The organism is Geobacter sp., from assembly GCF_030834625.1.
Classification (GTDB): domain Bacteria; phylum Desulfobacterota; class Desulfuromonadia; order Geobacterales; family Geobacteraceae; genus Geobacter.
The window spans coordinates 76491-94041 of record NZ_JAUQXO010000089.1; the positions used below are offsets into that span (position 1 = coordinate 76491).

Sequence of the window (17551 nt, forward strand, 5' to 3'; positions counted from 1 at the left end):
AAATCAACGGCTCAGAGAGCCGAAAATTGAAAGGAGAAAATGACATGGAAGCTGAAGTGCGGAAAAAATTGGGGCAACTCCTGACTCTCATCGAATCTCAGCTTGAACTGAACACGGAGTTGTTCAGGAGGATTGAGCAACTTGAACAGCGAGTCAAGGGACTGGAGGGGGATCATGACCGGACAGAACCGGACATTGCCGCGTAAAAAAGAAGGCCGGAAAGAGATTGTGGCGAAGCAGAACGCCTTCATCAACATTCTCCCAAGCTGCAACTTCAATATCAGCAAGGCATGCCGCGAACTGGCAATAGGGCGTTCCACGGTTTACGGGTGGCTGGATGACTCCACAACCTTCCGGGAGCAATACGAATCCCTGATCGAAGAACAGATTGACATCTGGGAGGAGGCCCTACTCAAAAACATCAAGGCCGGGGATGCAACAAGCATCATCTTCGCCCTGAAAACCAAGGGCAAGCACCGGGGATGGGTAGAACGCGAATCCGTGAACCAGAAAGCGGTGGTAATCCTGGAGAACGTGCTTGCGGGGAATCTGACACCACGGGAAGCTGGATACAAATTCGCCCTGCTGGGTTTGCCTCTGCCGGAAGTCCTGAAGATCGAACTTTCCAAGCAGGAGCCCGAAGAACCTGGTGATAACTGGGAGCAAGGCGACGTCATTGCACAGATCGAACGCCGCGCGGCAGAGGCGCTGAACGCCGTTGAGCATGACCGGAGTAAGTTCCTGCCTGAACGTCGGGCCGAAGTGGCGGCACTCAAGAAGGAGCTGGCGCACGTTGACAGCTTCGCCTGCAACACCACAAAAACGAAAGGAGATTGAAAAATGGAAAACGTAGATATTTTGGCACTTTTGGAAGAACGTTCGAGACAAGCACGGTTTCACCGCCGAGTGCTCGAAGCGATGCCTGCGGCTTTTGAACGCGACGAAGAGATGGGGCAGTTCGCGTCGAATCTCGAAACCGCAGGCCTCAAGAGATTCCATGAATCGCAACCGAAAACTCAGAGGCAACTGAAACAAGAATATCTCCGAGACCTCAACACGTTGCCCCGTCCTGCCCACATTATGCACCGTCGGGGCTTCTGACTGCCGCCCCCCTTCCCGGGGGGCTCTTCACCAAGGCAAGGAGAACATCATGGAAGCCATTAAAGTCAAAATCACGGGCATTGCCCCGTTGTTGATGCACTCAGCACGAAGCATTAACCCGCTTGACGCGACGGTTCAGGGTCACAAAGAACTGACCGGCAAGCGGAAGAAGGACGACAGCGACCACCGCGCCATTGCACTCAGTGAGTGGCACCTCAGCCTTTACCACGACGATGAGCACGGCGTATACCTCCCTGGCGAAAACCTGGAGGCCGCAATTATCGAGGCGGCAAAGCTCGTCAGGACTGGCAAGAAGTTTCTGCAAGGCGGTGTCATGGTCCGGGAAAAGCGGCTTCCCCTTCAGTACGACGGCCCGAAAGACCCCGAAGAGCTTGTATTGCAGCCGAGGTTCGTGGATCTTCGGGCGGTGCGGGTTCAGCAAGCGCGGGTTATGAGGTGTCGCCCCATCTTCCCGGAGTGGAGTTGTGAGGCAACGGTTGACTTCAACCCGTCGACGATCAAGCGCGCCGATGTAGTCAAGGCGCTCATTGACGCCGGCTCCTGTATCGGTCTGGGGAACCTCAGACCGCGATACGGGCGGTTCAAAGTCGAGATTGATTGATGTTTGTCCCCGGCAAGGCTAGGCCCGTCAAGGACCAGGCAACGCGAGGCAAGGCGCGGGAAGAGGGGGTCGCATTTCAAATGCGGCCCCTTTTCATTTCAGCGACTGGCTTCTGGATTTGAAATCGGAAAGGGTCGGATTTGGAATCCAACCCTTGCTTGCTGGGGTTTGAAATCCGGCCAAGTTCGGCCACGTAGATTTCAAATCCGGAGTGGAGATTTGCTCAGATTCGAGCAAAAGGGCGCTGGTTGCCCTTGAGATGGCAAGCGGAGGCGAAGGAGAGGCAGAGATACCACGGCGGGACAGCCCCAGGGAGATCAAAGGACGAAACACTTAGCATCAAAAGATGCGAAGTGAATGAACCAGCCACCCGACGCAACCGCGCCACAGAGGTAGCGGCCAACATGGTGGGTATCAGTTCACCCACCGTGGAGCGCATGGCGAAGGTCACAAGAGAATCCCCCGAACTGGCAGGACAGGTGAAGAGCGGAGAGAAGACCGTGAATCAGGCTTATCAGGAATCCCGCTCCGAAACAAAAACAGGCAGTTGGTGGTGACGGCTGGTAGGGTCGCGTTTGAAACGCTACCCCCTTGTGGGGATCGGACAAAAAGAAAACCACCGTGGAGGGACGCCCACCCCCCTCATCTGGAGCCAACATCTTGGAAGATGCCAGCCGACCCCGGCAGCCTGGACGACTTACTGACCATCACGGTGGTTCTCTCTTACTGAGGCACCCCGCAGGGCAAATCTGGCAAGGTTCGATTTCCTGAACGCTTAACCAGCCGTTTACGGGGTGCTTCATAATTTAGACCAAGAGGAGACGGCACTGGAACGACGACAGACATTTCCAGACTTTCGGGTGCGGATGACACACTCGCCGCGCCACCGGCCCCTCTCTTTTTATTTATACCCCCACCCTTAATATTTCGCAATCCAAACGTCAACCAAAAGGTTGTCAACAAACGGAAAACGCGGCTCGTTTCACACCTCCCGCACAACCCGTTGCAATCGCACAATTCTTGACTATTTTAGGAAACTTTTTAGCAACTAAAATGGAAACTTTTTAGTTTCACCCTGTCAACCAAACGGTTTCAAAAGGCAACTAAATAGTTATATATCAATTAGTTAGCAGAAAATTAATTCTTGACAACCTCCCTGCCCCCCGGTATAAGCCCTGACATGTTTCAATAAAATTCTAGGAGGTATGTGATGAAGCAGGTCACCAAAGAAATGTCGGAATTGTCGGATTCAGAGCGCGTTTCAAGGATGCGATTGATTGCGGCCTCAAAATCGTCGGACAAGGTAGCGTTCATCGCCATGCTCCTCATCCTTAATGCGGGAGTGGGCTTCGCCGCAGACCATCCGGCCTTTGGTACTTTCGCCCAAAAATGAGCAGATGCAGACCGTGTGCATGAGGGCCGTCGGTGACGGCGGCAACACCCACGGATTCCCCTTCTGCCCAAGAGGCCCCGGAGCGATCCGGGGCTTTTCCTTTTGCTGACAATAGCTGAAACCTGAATCATTCCTACCTATGGCCTACCTATCGAAAATATAGCCTCAGTAACATTTTGATTTAACGCGATTAGTTCCATTCTTGTGATGTTGATCTGGAACATGACCTGATGATATCGGGAATATGAGAAAAAGAGAGGGGCGACCACTGATCCGGTCGCCCCTCTCTTTTTGTGTTGTGACTCAACAGTCGCTAGGCCACCTTGAACCGTCCCACGAGGCTGTTGAGCTCATCGGCCAGCTCGGCAACCCGCGATGCTGCCTGGGCCGATTCCTGGATACCCTTGGCGGTGTCCTGGACCACCACGGATACCTGCTGGACGTTGCCGCTGATCTCGCCAGTGGTGGCGGTCTGCTGCTCGGCGGCGGTGGCGATCTGGCTCACCTGCATGGCCAACTCGTTGATCTGGTCCATGATCTCCTGGAGAGCCGCGCCGGACTGCTGGGCATCGGCGGTGCCGGCCTCCACCTCGTGGACTCCCTCCTCCATGGCGGCAACGGCTCCCCGCGTCTCCTGCTGGATCGCCTTGATCATCTCGCCGATCTCCCGGGTGGCCTTGGTGGTACGCTCGGCGAGGGCCCGCACCTCGTCGGCCACAACCGCGAAGCCTCTTCCCTGTTCGCCGGCCCGGGCCGCCTCGATGGCTGCGTTCAGGGCCAGCAGGTTGGTCTGGTCGGCAATGTCCTGGATCGTGCCGATGATCTCGCCTATCTGCTCGGAGCGGGAACCGAGGCTTTCGACGGTTTTGGCGGAACTCCGCACCCGGTCGGCGATCCGCGCCATGCCGTCCACGGTCCTCTTGACCACCGTGGCACCACCGGTGGCCGACTCCGTTGCCCGACGGGCCGCCTCGGCCGCCATCTGGCAGTTCTGGGCGATCTCGAAGGCGGTTGCCGCCATCTCCTCGCCGGCGGTGGCAACGGTTCCGGTCTGGGCCGCCACCTCCTCCACACCGGTGGCCATCTGCTCGGCGGTGCTGTGGACCTGGTTGGCGGCGGTGGCCACCTGTTCGGCATTGCCCCGGATGCTGGCGATGACCCGGGCAAAGGAGTCGGCGGTATCGTTGAACGAGCCCCCGATAGCCCCCAGCTCGTCGTTGGAGAGGCCGGTGGCGCGCTTCGTGAGATCGCCCGCCGACACGGCGACGGCAACTGACGCCAACTCCTCGGAACTGCGGCGCAGGGACTTCACGATGAACAGGGTCAGCAACACCCCCATTCCCACGGAGAGCACGAGCCCCACGACCATGAGCATCCTGTCAAATCCATAGCGCTTGTCATCTTGCTCGAAAGCTGCTTTTGCCGCTGAAAACTCAAGCCCGACCAGCTTCTCCATGGCCTCGTTGGCCGGCTTGAAGAGGGGGTTCACCTTCTTGAGGGTCAGCTCCACGCCATCCCTGTACTTCCCCGCAAGCACCGCCTCGCGCACGGGAATGAGCCCCTCCTTCACAAAGGCCCCCCTTGCCGCCTTGAACTCCGCGGCGACCTTTTTGTCCTCGTCGGTCTTGGGAAGCTTTTCATATTCGGCCCATAGGGCGGTGATCTCCTCGATATTCTTGGCCACGGTGTCGGTGTGCATGGTGATCGGATGATCGTGGAGGGAACTGAACTCACTTGCGGGATCGTGCTGAAGGGTCAGGAGGAGCTGAATCCGGTTGTCGCGCATGAGCCCCATGACCTTGCTGAGAATCTGGACGCTCCGCATGTTCTCTTCGTACAGATCATGGGTGGTTGTGTTGGCCGCCTTCATCCCCGTCAACCCCAGCATGCCGAAAGCGATGAGCATTACCGAGAAAAACGCTACGATGAAAACAACCCGGGCCTTGATGGTAACCTTGAATGCCATTGCTCTTTCACCTCCTTGAGTATGAAATCACCCCGTGCCCCCACGGGCGCGTGCGAGAGCTTCACATCTCGTTTCGGCAGATTACCGAAAACCTTGAGAGGGAATTCATACAACAGAGAAGAACATCAGCACTTCAGCCCAATGCACTCACTGCACCGCCGCCCCGAATTCCACCCGTGCAGCCCACCCTTTCTCGGCGGGGGTCTTGTGGATATCGTCAGCCATGAGGAAGAGGCGGGCCGGGTCCACCTTGCCCGGGCCTGCCAGAAGAGCCTTCACCGCCCCCACCCGCTCGGCGGCCAGCGCCTTCAGCTCCCCTTCCCCCACCTGGGTGTTGGCGAGGATGAGTTTTCGCATCTCAGCGTCGGGAATATCCTTCTCAAGCCCCAGGATGTTGCGGGGCTTGGGGAATTTTTCCTTCTTGTAGACCGCCTTGAGGTAGCGAGATGCCTCATCGGGGGCAATGGTCATGGTTTCCGCCGAATCCCCCGGCTGGTTCCGCTTCTCCTTCACCAGCACCAGGAATTTCTCGACCTTCATCTTCCGGTTCAAAAGTTCAAGGCGATACCCCTCGGGGTCCCGTTCCCGATCCACGTACCCCTTGAGGTCCACCTTGAGTGAGGGGCGATCGTTAAGGGCCTGGGCAATCTTTGCCAGCTTCGCCTTCTCCGCCTCTGCCAGATGGGCGGAACCGGCGGCGAAGGGGATGACGCTGAAGTCCTCCGAGCCGCCGAAGGCCGACTGGAGGAGGGAGAAGGGGGAGGTGGCCGCCTTGACGAGGAGGTTCTTTATGATCTGCCAGACCACCCGCCAGACCTTGAACTGGGGGTCGTCGGTGCGGCCGGTGACCGGGATATCCAGATGGATCTCCCCCTTGCGGTCCTTGAGGAGCGCCACCGCCAGCCTCACCGGAAGGGTGGTGGCCTTGTCGCTCTCGATCCTGTCGCCGAAGGTGAGCTGGTCGATGAAGACCTTGTTCTCGGAGTTGAGCTGCTTGTTCTCGATGGTGTATTTCAGGTCGAAGGAGACCTTCCCCCGGTCGATGCCGTATCCCACGTAGGTGCCCGAATAGGGGGTGAGCGGTGTCAGGTCGATGTCGGCGAAGCGCACCGTGATGTCGGCATAGAGGTCGTCGCGCAGGGGGTTCAGCTTGCCGGTGATCTGGAGCGGCGAGAGGTTCTCCAGGTTCCCCCGCAGGTCCACCTCGGCGAACTTGCTCTCCTCGGAGGAGAGGCCGCTGATCCGTCCGCCCAGGTTGAAGAGGGTGGTGTCGTACTCCCGGCTCATGTGCCGGTCGGAAAAGGCGAGGGTTCCCTCCTGGATGGTCACGGCGTCGATGGTGATCTGGCGCTGGGGCTTCGCCGGAGGAGCCGCTTGCGGGACCGACGGCTGAACCGCTTGAGCCGGCTTGTTCGCCGGAGACTGTTCCCCCGCATTCTGGCTCTCGGCTTTCGCGTCTCCCGCCTCCGGGGTATAGAGTTTCTGCAGATTGAGGCGCCCGTCCCGGTCGATGACGATCTTCGAGAAGAGTTTGGCGACGGAGACCTCGCCGATCTTCAGGGAGAAGGGCTCCAGACGGCCCGACACCTTGTCAATCTGGAGGCTGTCCCAGGTGAGGAGATCGTCGGCGTCGGAATCAAGGCAGTGAAAGGAGCGTACCCCGAGGGAGCCGCCGAAGGTGCCGCCGACCCCCTCCCCCCGCGTTGCCAGGGCGTAGTTGAGGCGGGTGTCGAGGGAGCCGTCCGCCAGGATGACGTTCAACCCCTCGGGAAGGTAGGCGTCGAAATCCATGAGGGGAATCCGCCGCAGGGTCGTCTCCCCCTTGAGGGAAAAGGGAGCCGGCCGGAGGGTCCCTGACGAGGCGATGGCTCCTCCCCGTCCGTACCGAGCGCTGATGCGGTAGGGCATGGCCTCGCGCTCGGGCCAGGCGAGGTTCTGGACGGTGAGGTCCCCCCGCGTCAGTTCGAAGGCGGGGTTACCGACGATCTTCCGGTCGGTGAAGGTGGCGTCAAGGCCGTTCACGGCAAACTTCTTGGTCCGGTACCGGAACGGAGGCCCCGAATCCCCCTTGGGCCGGGGGGGCGCCTTCCGGCCTGGCTGCTCCGTCTTCAGCAGCGCCAGCGGCGAGAACGATCCGTCCTCCCGCCGGGAAAGGCGGAGGTCTGCCCCGGTGATGGCTATCGTTTCGAATTCGAGGAGGTTCTCCTTCTGGCTGTAATGCCCCCCCTCCAGGGCGGCGCGCCTGAAGAGCACCCCCTCCTTGGGGCCGAAATCCGCGGCAAGCCCCGTGAAGCGAATCGCCACCTTGTCGGCGCTGACGGCTCCGTCGCCATAGGCGATCTCGCCGCCCACATCGGCCCGCCCCCTGACCGGACCGTTGAGCACACCGGTCAGGTAGGGATAAAAGGATTCCAGCACAATCCCCTTCAGGTCGGCCGTGGCAGTGAGAGCCATCGGGTCCGGGGAGAAGCCCCCTGTGATGCGCGCCGTTTCATTCCGCCCCGTGGCAAAGGAGAGGGTATACTCGGCCCTCTTCCCCGGTCGGGAGGAGAAGCCCCGGACGGTGCCGGCGATCTCCCGGGCCTCGGTCCTGAAGCCCCCCGGCGGCAGGGCATCCTCGACCGTCACCGTGCCGTTGCGCAGCACCACCTCTCCCACGTCGATGACCGGCTTCCCTTTTGCCTTATCCCTGGGTTCAGCGTGGGGCTTCGCCGGAGGAGGACCTGCTTTCTCCCCCTGGGCAAGGTGGACCACATTCCACACCCCCTGCTTGTCCCGCGACAGGTGGAACACGGGGCCATCAAGGGTGACGGAGGTGAGGGAGATCGCGGGGGCGAGAAGGTCGCTCCTGCCGACCACCACCCCGAGCCGGTCAAGGGCGGCCAGGGGTGCCCCGTCTGGCCCGGCAGTCTTCAGGCCGGCCAGGGAAACCTCTCCGCTCAGGACGAGTTCGGGGTTCCTGCTGGCTTCTGTCCGGTAGGTCAGGGCGAGCTTTGTGGCGGCCGTCCCCCGCTCCACCCGGACCGGGAGCTTTGCCGGCACGTAGGCCAGATAGTAGGGGACGTCCAGCTCCTTCAGGTTGATGTCGAGGGAATACTCGGCGGCCGAGGTGAAGGGGCGGAGCTTGCCGTCCAGGGCCAGGGGGGAGCCGTTCACCACCGCCCGGAACCGGGGGGCGATGTAGCTGTCAGCATAGTGGGGAATGGTGCTCACGAAGGGGACCCCCAACTCCAGGCCCCTCACCCGGTGCCGCTTCTCGGCGGCAAGTCCCTGGTCGATGAAGTCGATGGCGCCGTTGGTGACGGTTATATTGGAGACGGCGAACCGGGGCCGCTCCTTGGCGGGTTCGGGTTTCTCCTGCCCCTTCTTTTCCAGGAGGTCCGAGAAATTGTAGGCGTTGGCCCCGGTCCGCACGATGTGAACATAGGGGGAGCGGAGCCGGGCCTCGGAGACGACCGGCGCCCCCCGGAAGATGGAGGAGGGGCTCACCGCTACCCGGGCGCTGGAGAAAGAGGCGAAGGTGGTGGTCCCGTCCCGCTCCGTGAGGCGCACGCCGCGCACCTCGGCATTCCAGGTGAGAGGATTGATGCTCACATCGCCGATGGCGAGCTTGCGCCCCGTGGCCTCCTCCACCGCCCGGATAGCGCGGCTCTTCACGATGCCCGGCAGGACGAAGGCAGTGAACACCGCCAGAATCAGGAGAAAAATGCAGCAACCAACAAGGATTTTGTGCCAGGTTTTCATGCTCCCCCTCCAGCCCCCTTTCCTCTGCTGGACGGGGCGAGTCATCATTAAATGTGCCATAAACCGGCGCCGTGTCAAAGAAAAAAGCCGCTGACGCGGCCTGTCTTCATGCTTTCAGGGAGTTACTTGCTATGGTGGTAGATGAGCTTGGCAGTGGGGGTCGCGCTGTCGGGGTACTCCCCGCAAAAGAGGATGGTGCCGGGGTACGGCGCGAAGAGCCGCGCCAGTTCCCCGGGCTGAAGGAGGAAGTCCTTGCGGTGGGGGACCGGTGCGGTGGGGGATTCGAGGATGGTGTCGAAGAGTATGATGCCCCCCGGCGTGAGGGCCGCCACCTCCTGGGGAATCAGGTCCCGGAGGAGAAAGTTGAAGTTGATGATGAGGTCGAAGGTCTCAGCGATACGGTAGGTTTCCAGGTTCACGGGGCGGAAGTCGCAGTCAAGCCCCTCCCTCCGGGCCCAGTCGCGGGCCTTGGCGAGCCCCACGGGGGAGATGTCGAGGCCGGTGACGCTGAAGCCGTGGCGGGCCAGGAAGATGCTGTTCCGCCCCTCCCCGCAGGCGATGTCCAGGGCGCGACGGCCGGGGCAGAGGCGTTTCACCTCCTCGATCCGCTCGAAAAGGAACCGGGACGGCTCGGTCCCCAGGAGGAATTCCTCGCCCCGGTACCGCTCATCCCACCGTGTGCTGTCGTCGTTCATGGCGTTCACCCGCTATAGTCGTATTCCATCCCTCCCTGCAGAGTCGAAACCGGTCGAACCAGCAGGAAGTAGTGACAGAACAAGGGAATAACGGCGACCGCGGGCCCTGTCAAGATTTTTCCTCTGTGCGCTTGACAGATTCTTTACCTGCTCTAAAATTTCCACAACAGAACGATATAATTACACATTTTCCGATCACCAGCCATCTCCGGGCTGAGCGCCGTCAGAAGGCCCCACCGGGGAGTAAAAAGTGAGATTTCAAGACTTGACCCCATGAAGTTCTCCGATTCAGGATAAACTTGAGCAGCATCCCGTTTCTCCTTTGCTTGATGGGTTTGTCTTGGTCGACGTCCATCATGCCAGAGGTGTGAACGGGATGCTCTATTTTCAGCGCCTCAATGTTGTTGCGCTTCAGACCCTGAGGCTGGATAATCTACCCACGAATTCTGCGGAAGAACCAAAATTGAAAAGATGTCCCCTGAAGGCCCCACAGGGGAGAGAAAAGTGATATTTCAAGACTTGACCCTCGGCCTCTTCCTGAAGGCGATATCAGAGGCCCTCGGCGTTCACTACACGACAATCAGCAAGGTGATCAATGGCGACAAAAACTGACATTTCAAGACCTGACCCCCAGTTCTGCAAGACCTGACCCCCAGTTCTGGCATGACCCCCAGTTCTGGCACTACGGGAGGGCGCCGCGAGATATTCTACGCCGCTACGCCGCCGTCTTCTTGCGCTGTTGCTCCATGACGGCCCGGAGGATCTTGTTTACCTTCGTCTGGTACCCCTTCCCCCCCTTTTTGAGCCAGTCGAGCACATCCGCGTCGAGACGAATGGTAACCGCCTGCTTGATCGGACGGTAGAAGCGTCCCACCACCGCCTTTTCCCAGTCATTGATTTCCGGTATGTCGGAGGTATCGATCTCGTCATCGGGCAGCGCGGCAAGGTCCGCCAACTCTTTCGCCTGCTTTTCAGTGGACTTCTTCATATCGTTGCCTCTCTTTCCGGGTTGCCTTGCGGGCCGAGATGATTCGGACAACCTCTTCCCCCCCTCCTCCATGAACGTGTGGGCCACCAGAAGCACCACTACGCCGCCGGCCATTCCCAGCGTCTGCCAGCGTTCCTCGCCGTTCTCGATACGATCAAGGACGCTGATGTGAAGCGGGTCGGCAAAGACAAGACTGGCAATCTCGAAACTGACGCAGTGCTTCACCCTATTGGTCCGGTTTTTCACATCATCCCAGATAAAGCGCATTCCATGACCTCATTTGTACATACAAAACCGTACATATAAACCATTGGCGAGTCAAGGGGGAATCTTGGAAATCATTACATTTCAAGACCTGTCCCCCGGCCCTGAAGAGTTAAAGGCAAGGCAAATACTGCTTGCTGGTTATACTCACTATTGCCGATAAATGAGTATAACCACGGGAGGATCGACGGGCGCGTTGTAGGATCAAATCGCGGAGGCGGTCCGACCTTCTGCCATTTCTCGCTCGCCCCCTCATTCTGCCGGCATTTCCCTACCTCTTATCGCAGCATCCCCCCTCGCACCCGTGGCAATGTCCCTTCTTCTTCCAGACCGAGCGGTAGAGGAGCCAGGCCGCCACCCCGAGGATGGCGGCCGCGATGATCATGTCGGCGGTTCCCATGATTTACCCTCCCAGTCCGAGGAGCGTGCCCCCCTGGTAGACGATGAATGCCACACCCCACGCCAGGGCCGTCTGGTAGAGGAAGGCGACCCCGAACCATTTCCAGGAGCCGAACTCCTGGCGCATGGCGATGGCCACCACCACGCACGGCATATAGAGGAGGACGAAGCACATGAAGGCGTAAGCCGTGAGAGGGGTGAAGGCTTGGCCCACCGCCGCCTTGAGGGACGACTGGTCTTCCTCCTCCTCGGCCTCGCCCCCTATGCCGAGGGTGGTAGTGGCGGCGGTCTTGGCCGCCGCGCCGAAGGAGACGACGATCTCCTTCAGGTCTTCTCCCAGGGTCGGGGTCGCCTCGGCCTTCTCCTCTTCCTTCTTCCCTGGAGCGTAGATCTCCCCCATGGTCCCCACGACGATCTCCTTGGCAATGACGCCGGTGATGAGGGACGAGGCCGCCTCCCAGGTGCCGAAGCCCAGTGGCGCCAGGGCCGGCGCCATCACCTGGCCCGCCTGCCCCAGGTAGGAGTCCTTCTTGCTCTCCACCCCCCAGGGGAGGTTCAGGAGGAACCAGACAAAGATGGAGACCGCCAGGATGTAGGTGCCGGCCTTGATCAGGAAGTGCTTCCCCTTCTCCCAGGTGTGGAGGCAGAGGCTCCTGAAGGAGGGCATCCGGTAGGGGGGAAGCTCCATGATGAACATGGGGGCCTCGCCCCGGAATAGAGTTTTCTTGAAGATGAGCCCCATGACCATGGCCAGGACGATCCCCATGACGTAGAGGGACCAGATGACCGTGCCGGAGCTGGCTGCGAAGAAGGTGCCGGCGAAGAGGACATAGACCGGGAGCCTGGCCCCGCACGACATGAGCGGCAGGAGCAGGGCCGTCAGGGCCTTGTCCCTGGGGTTCTCCAGGGTGCGGGTGGCGTAGATGCCCGGCACGTTGCAGCCGAAGCCCAAGAGCATCGGGATGAACGACTTGCCGTGGAGACCGATGGCGTGCATGGCCCGGTCCATGACGAAGGCGGCCCGCGCCATGTAGCCGCTCCCCTCCAGGAAGGTGATGAAGAACATCATGGCGAAGATGACCGGCACGAACACCAGCACGAAGCCGACACCGGCGATGATGCCGTCGTTCACCAGGGAGACGGTCCAGGCCGGCGCGCCGATCCCCCCGAGGATCGCCTCGGCCCACCGCTTGAAGGGGCCGTTGGCCATGCCGTCAATCCAGTCGGCAAAGGGTGCGGAGAGGTCGAAGGTGAGCTTGAACACGAGCCACATGGCGGCGAGAAAAATCGGAATTCCCAGGAAGCGGTTCAGGACGATACGGTCGATTTTCTCGGTCAGTTCCATCGTGCGCAGTTCGGGCTTTTTCAGCACCTCGCGCGTGAGGCCCGAGGCGAGACCGTAGCGGGCATCGGCCATGAGGGCCTCGATGTCCTCGCCGTGGGCTCTTCTCAAATGGTGGAGCGCCTCGTCGAACAGGGCGTCGGGGCCAAGGTTCACCTCCTTCGCCACATGGCCATCCCCCTCCATGAGCTTCAGCACCAGCCAGCGCGACGGGTACTTTTCCAGAAGCTGGGGATGGCTTGTGCCGATGACGCTCTCCACGAACTCGGCCGCGGTCTCGATGTCTTCGCCGTAGCTGAGCCGCCCCGGCCGGTGGCCCGTGGGCTCGTCCGCCGTGGCGAGGACGCCCGTCAGGAGCTCGTCGAGGCCGCTCTTTTTCGTGGCCGAGGTAGGGACCACGGTGACGCCGAGCATCTGCTCGATCCCCTTCACGTCGATCCGGTATCCCTTGGCCTCGGCCTCGTCGTAGATGTTGAGGGCCATCACCACCGGAATCCCCAGCTCCAGGAGCTGGATGGTCAGGTAGAGGTTTCGCTCCAGGTTGGTGGCGTCCACCACGTTGATGATCAGGTCGGGGCGCTCGTGGACCAGGTAGTCCCGGGCGATGATCTCCTCCTGGGTGTAGGGGGAGAGGGAGTAGGTGCCGGGGAGGTCCACCAGACGGATCTTCCGCCCCTGGAACTCGAAGGTGGCCTCCTTCTTCTCCACGGTGACCCCGGCCCAGTTCCCCACCTGGAGACGGGTGCCGGCAATGGCGTTGATGAGGGTCGACTTCCCCGCGTTGGGGTTGCCGGCCACGGCCACCGTAACCACCCGCTTTTCCACCGGGCGCAGGGCACCCTGCCGGTCCTCCCCGCCCTCCATCGCCGCAGCATTCCTGGTTTTCGCCTGCACGCTCATCGCGCCACCTCCACTGCGATCCCCTCCGCTTCCTTCTTGCGGAGCGACAGATTGTAACTCTTGATGGAGACCTCCAGGGGATCCCCCAGGGGGGCCACCTTGACCACCTTCACCTCTTCCCCCACCAGAACCCCCATATCCATGAGCCGCCGATTCAGGGGGCCAATGGCCCCGATGGCGGTGATCGTTCCCTTTTCGCCCGGTTTAAGCTGTGCCAGATTCATTACTGGAGACTCCTTACCATTATTTTCATTGCCATGCCGCGGTCCACGGCGATCCGCGACTCATCCACCTTCACCAGCACCGGACCGCCGCCGTTGTTCAGCATCTCTACCCGGTTGCCGACGCGAAGCCCCATATCCTCCACCCGGACATCACCCTTTCCCCGCCCGTCATGGCACGGACCGGAACAGCCCCCCTGGCGGGATCTCACTTCAACGATTTCACCCAGCTCGCCGGGGCTCAGCAGTCCGAGGGGTATCATGGGAACTCCTTTCATTTTCATCGTAAATTCAGGGATTGTCCTGCCAGCCGATGGTAGGGGCGAAGCAAGCTTCTTTGCTTCGCCCTCCCTGGTAACCCGCTGATCTCAGAGTGCCCCTACCTTCATGCACTTCAGAACGTCGCCTGCAGCTGCAGGTAACAATAGTTGATATCCTTGCCGCTCCCGGTGGTGTCCTTGAAAAAGCTCCCGGTGAAGAACCGGTTGGCGCTGGCAATGAGGCTTACCTGATCGGTGAATTTGTACGTGAGGATGAGGTTGGTTTCGAAGCCGATATCCTTGCTAATGCCGGCCGGGGCCTTGACCGCCCGGAAATAGTGGCCGTCCAGGGAAACGTTGACCTTTTTGGTTACATCCACCCCGCCCCCCAGGGTGATGGCATGGAGGCCGCTGGCGTGCACCTCGTTGCCGCCGGAATCCATGGCGGTCACGCCGGAGAGGTCGCCGATGACGCTCATGTCGCCGATAAGGGGGGTGTCGTTGTTGGGGTTGTGGAATTCGCTGAATGTCCCCTTCGCCCCGTCCCTGTCGCCGGAACCGAAGGCGTAGCTGATGAATCCGACCCCCGAATAGCGGCCGATGGCCGGGTCGATGGTCAGGTCCACGTGCCCCCCGTAGGCGCGGATGTCGTGGTGGGACGAGTCTTCGATGTGCCGGCCGAACTGGAAGACCGGCTCCACCTCGAAGGCCACCAGCTTCCCAACCTTCCCCGCAAGGCGCGCCCCCACCGACCAGGTCCGCTCATCCTTCCCGTCGTGGGTGAGCCCTTCCCCGCCGGTGTCGAGGAGGCTATAGATGTCCATGGAAAGGTCATCCCCCGCGGCGTAGGTGCCGTAGACGCCATAGAGCTCGCCCGTCATTCCGCCGGAGTTGTCCTTCGTGTACTTGCCGGCGAAGAAGTCAACCGCAAGGGGCTCCAGGGGCTTCACTCCCAGCTTTACCGCGTCGTAGCTCAGGCCGTCGAAGAAGCTGTCGGCCCCAAGCATGAAGGTGCTCCCGTAGATCAGCTCCTGGCGGCCGGCCCGGATGCTCGCCTTCTTCGTGGGGAGGCTCCCCTCCAGGTACCCCTGGTAGAGGCGGATCGTGTTAAAGTCCTCGTCGTTGTAGGTGGCGTACCACTGCCCCTCCACCCGGGCCGCCAAGTACTCGGTGGGGGCATAGGTCAGCGAGGGGCGGACCCGGACGAGGAGTTGGTCATCCCCGTTGCCCGGCGTGAAGGTATAGTCGGAGAAGTTGAAATTTCTGGTGGATTCTCCGCGCACCAAGGCGTCTAGCCCCACCTTCAAGGGGCCGAACTGGAGGGGATCCTCGACCTCGCCACCTGCCGTCCCGCTCGCCCCGCCCTGCTCCGCAACCGCCGGCACACCGGCCGTATCGCCTTCCGGGGCAGCCAGGGCCGTTCCCGCCACTGTCAGCACCGCCAGTGCGGCTCCTGCTATGTTCCTCATCTTCTGCATCCTCCCTCCGATTCCTGTAATTACTGCCTCGCCGCGCCCTGACCCGGGCAGGCGAGACAGTTCAGACAGTCACGGAGGGTGCAGACGCCGCAGGAGTGGTACTGGAACACCGGAATGCCGTTCAGCTTCGCTGCGGCCATGGCCTCGTTGCGCACCCGGTGGGACACCTTGTTGGTGAAGATGACCAGGGCGTCGAAGCGCTTCAGCTTGGCGGCGATGTTGTTCTCCGACTGGGAGAAGACCCGCAACTCGAATCCGGAACGGGCCGCCTCCTGCCGGTAGTGTCGTTCGAGACGGTCCATGCCGCCGATCAGTGCAATGCTCATGACAGAACCCTTCTAATTTTGATATTCACTTTCACTGAATGGAGCCAAAAAAAGCGTGCGCCCCGCGGCCAAGCACTCCAGGGCCGACGCGCAGCCGACCAGGCGCTCCGCCATCCAGGCCCTGCAGCAGCGGAAGATTTCGGCAAGACGGAGGCTCTCCCGGGGATCACCAAAGATCTTCCACGGCCCCTGGCAGGCAAAGGGAATCCGTACCAGCCCCATGAAGGCGGCCACGTCCTTGAGGGGATAGCCGAGAAAGACCCCGATCTCGTGGGGGAACGCCTCACCGGTGGTGCGGGCCGCAAGCTCGCCCAGCACCCGGTCCAGGTCCGACACGTCCCGGTACCCGGCCCGACCCAGGATGGCGGAGGCGCTGGGGCGCCGCACGAGCTCCCCAAGGGCCTCGGAACGGTAGATGAGGAGGAGGATCGAATCCCCCCGGTCGGCCAGCTCCCGCACCGCCAGACCGCTCTCGGCCAGGACCTCCGCGCACCACTCCTTCCAGAGGATGTAGAGATTGCGGCCGCAGGGGCGGCGACGGTTGGCGATGCCGAGGAGATTCGCCGTCTTCTCGCCGGCGAGGACCTCCGCCGTCTCCAGGGCCAGGAACGAAGCCAGGCACTCCCGGGGGTCGTCGAAACGCCCCGCCACATCCTGCCATGCAGGGCAACTCCCCCCTTGCTGCCGAACCGGATTTGCCTGTGCCATCAGCCGCTCCCTCCCCTTTTCCCTGCTCAGTACTTCACCTTAACGCCGTCCAGCTCTTCCTTGGTGACCTCGGGCCACTTTTTGAGGTTCCAGGTGCCGACCCATGCCTTGAAGAGGGCGAGGTTCTTCTGGCGCTCCTCCTCGGTGGCCCCCAGGTGCTTGTACATGTTCCCCGGCTTCCCCTCTTTGGCGTTCTTCCCGTCGTCGAGGCGGCGCATGAGGGCGCCGGTGTCGGGCCAGGCGGTGTAGAAAATCAGGTGGCTGTAGGTATCCATCCGCATCCCCTGCCCCTTGGCGAGCCACTTCTCTTTCTCGGCCTTGAAGGCATGGTACTCGGGGGCGGCGCTGGGGCCGTGGCACCCGGCACAGTGCTTGTCGAAGACCGGCTTGATCTGCTTGGTGTAGGTTACGTCCTCGGCGAAGGAAACCGATGCTATCCCCAGAGTGATGAGTGCTGCCAACGCGACTTTTTTCATGACGCCTCCTTGATAACGATTTTGAAATCTCTTTTCATTTAACAGATAATAAAACACCCCGTCAAGGTTTTTTTGAGGGGGTGCTCTGTTATCTGCGGGAAGTCAGGCGGCGATCCGCTCAGCCCCCCCTGCGCGGGTCACGCGGCTCACCCGCCCGTCCCGGATCTCGATGACCAGCTCCGCCTGGCGGGCAATCTCGGCATTGTGGGTCACGAGGACTACTGTCTTCCCCTCCCCGTGGAGGGCGCGGATGGCCGCCAGCACCTCGGCCTCGGCCTCCGAGTCCAGGTTGCCGGTGGGCTCGTCCATGAGGAGGATGTCCGGATCGTTGGCCAGGGCCCGGGCGATGGCCACCCGCTGCTGCTCGCCTCCCGAGAGCTGGCCGGGCATTCGTTTGCGCTTGCTCAAGAGGCCCACCAGCTCGAGCACCTGTGCCACCTTGCGGGGGATCTCGCGACGCCGGGCCCCGGTCACCTCCAGCGCATAGGCCACGTTCTCCCAGGCGGTCTTCTCGCGCAGCAGTCGGAAGTCTTGAAATTCCTTCCCGGGGAGGGGAGTCCTGTCGAACAAACGTTTCTATGCGTGCAGGGCGGGGTTGGCTTCGAAGCAGGCCAGGGCTGCCCGGGAATCGTGGCCTCGGGCCAGCGCCAGGGCTGCCTGGGCGGCGC

19 protein-coding genes and 1 pseudogene are annotated in these 17551 nt (G+C 61.2%); 6 read left to right on the forward strand and 14 right to left on the reverse strand.

Annotation, left to right across the window (positions count from 1 at the left end; genetic code table 11):
- Positions 1-44: 44 nt before the first annotated feature.
- The 6 genes from RCH91_RS20705 to RCH91_RS20730 all read left to right on the forward strand — a co-directional run bounded on the left by RCH91_RS20705 (position 45) and on the right by RCH91_RS20730 (position 3116).
- Positions 45-206, forward strand: coding sequence for a hypothetical protein (locus RCH91_RS20705; protein WP_306537264.1), 162 nt, complete (start codon positions 45-47; stop codon positions 204-206).
- Positions 175-837, forward strand: a complete 663-nt coding sequence (locus tag RCH91_RS20710; protein ID WP_306537266.1) for a hypothetical protein — start codon at positions 175-177, stop codon at positions 835-837. The genes RCH91_RS20705 and RCH91_RS20710 overlap by 32 nt, the downstream gene beginning before the upstream one ends.
- A gap of 3 nt (positions 838-840) precedes the next feature.
- Entirely contained in the window at positions 841-1101 is a 261-nt protein-coding gene (locus tag RCH91_RS20715) for a hypothetical protein (protein ID WP_306537268.1), read from the forward strand.
- A 49-nt stretch (positions 1102-1150) separates the two neighbouring features.
- Complete coding sequence (locus RCH91_RS20720) at positions 1151-1723, forward strand: hypothetical protein (RefSeq protein ID WP_306537270.1); 573 nt, start codon at positions 1151-1153, stop codon at positions 1721-1723.
- 353 nt (positions 1724-2076) lie between these two features.
- A complete protein-coding gene (locus tag RCH91_RS20725; protein ID WP_306537272.1) occupies positions 2077-2280 on the forward strand; it encodes a hypothetical protein in 204 nt (67 codons plus the stop codon).
- A 653-nt stretch (positions 2281-2933) separates the two neighbouring features.
- Positions 2934-3116: a hypothetical protein gene (locus tag RCH91_RS20730; protein ID WP_306537274.1), complete on the forward strand. Its 183-nt coding sequence runs from the start codon at positions 2934-2936 to the stop codon at positions 3114-3116.
- 313 nt (positions 3117-3429) lie between these two features.
- On the opposite strand, the gene RCH91_RS20735 is transcribed toward RCH91_RS20730, so the two are convergent.
- The 14 genes and pseudogenes from RCH91_RS20735 to RCH91_RS20800 form a co-directional block, all read right to left on the reverse strand.
- A complete protein-coding gene (locus RCH91_RS20735) occupies positions 3430-5082 on the reverse strand; it encodes a methyl-accepting chemotaxis protein (protein WP_306537276.1) in 1653 nt (550 codons plus the stop codon).
- 147 nt (positions 5083-5229) lie between these two features.
- Positions 5230-8826, reverse strand: a complete 3597-nt coding sequence (locus tag RCH91_RS20740; RefSeq protein ID WP_306537279.1) for a DUF748 domain-containing protein — start codon at positions 8824-8826, stop codon at positions 5230-5232.
- 122 nt (positions 8827-8948) lie between these two features.
- Positions 8949-9521, reverse strand: a complete 573-nt coding sequence (locus tag RCH91_RS20745; protein WP_306537281.1) for a bifunctional 2-polyprenyl-6-hydroxyphenol methylase/3-demethylubiquinol 3-O-methyltransferase UbiG — start codon at positions 9519-9521, stop codon at positions 8949-8951.
- Between the two features lie 715 nt (positions 9522-10236).
- Positions 10237-10509 carry a BrnA antitoxin family protein gene (locus RCH91_RS20750; RefSeq protein ID WP_306537282.1) on the reverse strand — a complete coding sequence of 91 codons (273 nt, stop codon included), beginning with the start codon at positions 10507-10509 and terminating at the stop codon, positions 10237-10239.
- Positions 10493-10776 (reverse strand): annotated as a pseudogene (locus tag RCH91_RS20755) (BrnT family toxin). The gene RCH91_RS20750 and the pseudogene RCH91_RS20755 overlap by 17 nt, the downstream one beginning before the upstream one ends.
- 268 nt (positions 10777-11044) lie before the next feature.
- Entirely contained in the window at positions 11045-11173 is a 129-nt protein-coding gene (locus tag RCH91_RS20760) for a FeoB-associated Cys-rich membrane protein (protein WP_306537285.1), read from the reverse strand.
- Between the two features lie 3 nt (positions 11174-11176).
- Positions 11177-13414 carry a ferrous iron transport protein B gene (gene feoB, locus RCH91_RS20765; protein ID WP_306537287.1) on the reverse strand — a complete coding sequence of 746 codons (2238 nt, stop codon included), beginning with the start codon at positions 13412-13414 and terminating at the stop codon, positions 11177-11179.
- Positions 13411-13638, reverse strand: coding sequence for a FeoA domain-containing protein (locus tag RCH91_RS20770; protein ID WP_306537289.1), 228 nt, complete (start codon positions 13636-13638; stop codon positions 13411-13413). Before RCH91_RS20770 ends, feoB begins: the two co-directional genes overlap by 4 nt.
- Positions 13638-13898 (reverse strand): FeoA family protein, encoded by a 261-nt coding sequence (locus RCH91_RS20775; RefSeq protein ID WP_306537291.1) that lies wholly within the window; start codon positions 13896-13898, stop codon positions 13638-13640. The genes RCH91_RS20770 and RCH91_RS20775 overlap by 1 nt, the downstream gene beginning before the upstream one ends.
- Before the next feature lie 131 nt (positions 13899-14029).
- Complete coding sequence (locus tag RCH91_RS20780; RefSeq protein WP_306537294.1) at positions 14030-15373, reverse strand: alginate export family protein; 1344 nt, start codon at positions 15371-15373, stop codon at positions 14030-14032.
- A gap of 20 nt (positions 15374-15393) precedes the next feature.
- On the reverse strand, positions 15394-15699 hold the full coding sequence (locus RCH91_RS20785; RefSeq protein WP_306537296.1) for a DUF2325 domain-containing protein: 306 nt from the start codon (positions 15697-15699) through the stop codon (positions 15394-15396).
- A 12-nt stretch (positions 15700-15711) separates the two neighbouring features.
- Positions 15712-16407 (reverse strand): DUF3793 family protein, encoded by a 696-nt coding sequence (locus RCH91_RS20790; protein WP_306537299.1) that lies wholly within the window; start codon positions 16405-16407, stop codon positions 15712-15714.
- A 26-nt stretch (positions 16408-16433) separates the two neighbouring features.
- Entirely contained in the window at positions 16434-16883 is a 450-nt protein-coding gene (locus RCH91_RS20795) for a cytochrome C (protein WP_306537301.1), read from the reverse strand.
- A gap of 102 nt (positions 16884-16985) precedes the next feature.
- Positions 16986-17453: a cell division ATP-binding protein FtsE gene (locus RCH91_RS20800; protein ID WP_306537304.1), complete on the reverse strand. Its 468-nt coding sequence runs from the start codon at positions 17451-17453 to the stop codon at positions 16986-16988.
- Positions 17454-17551: the final 98 nt, after the last annotated feature.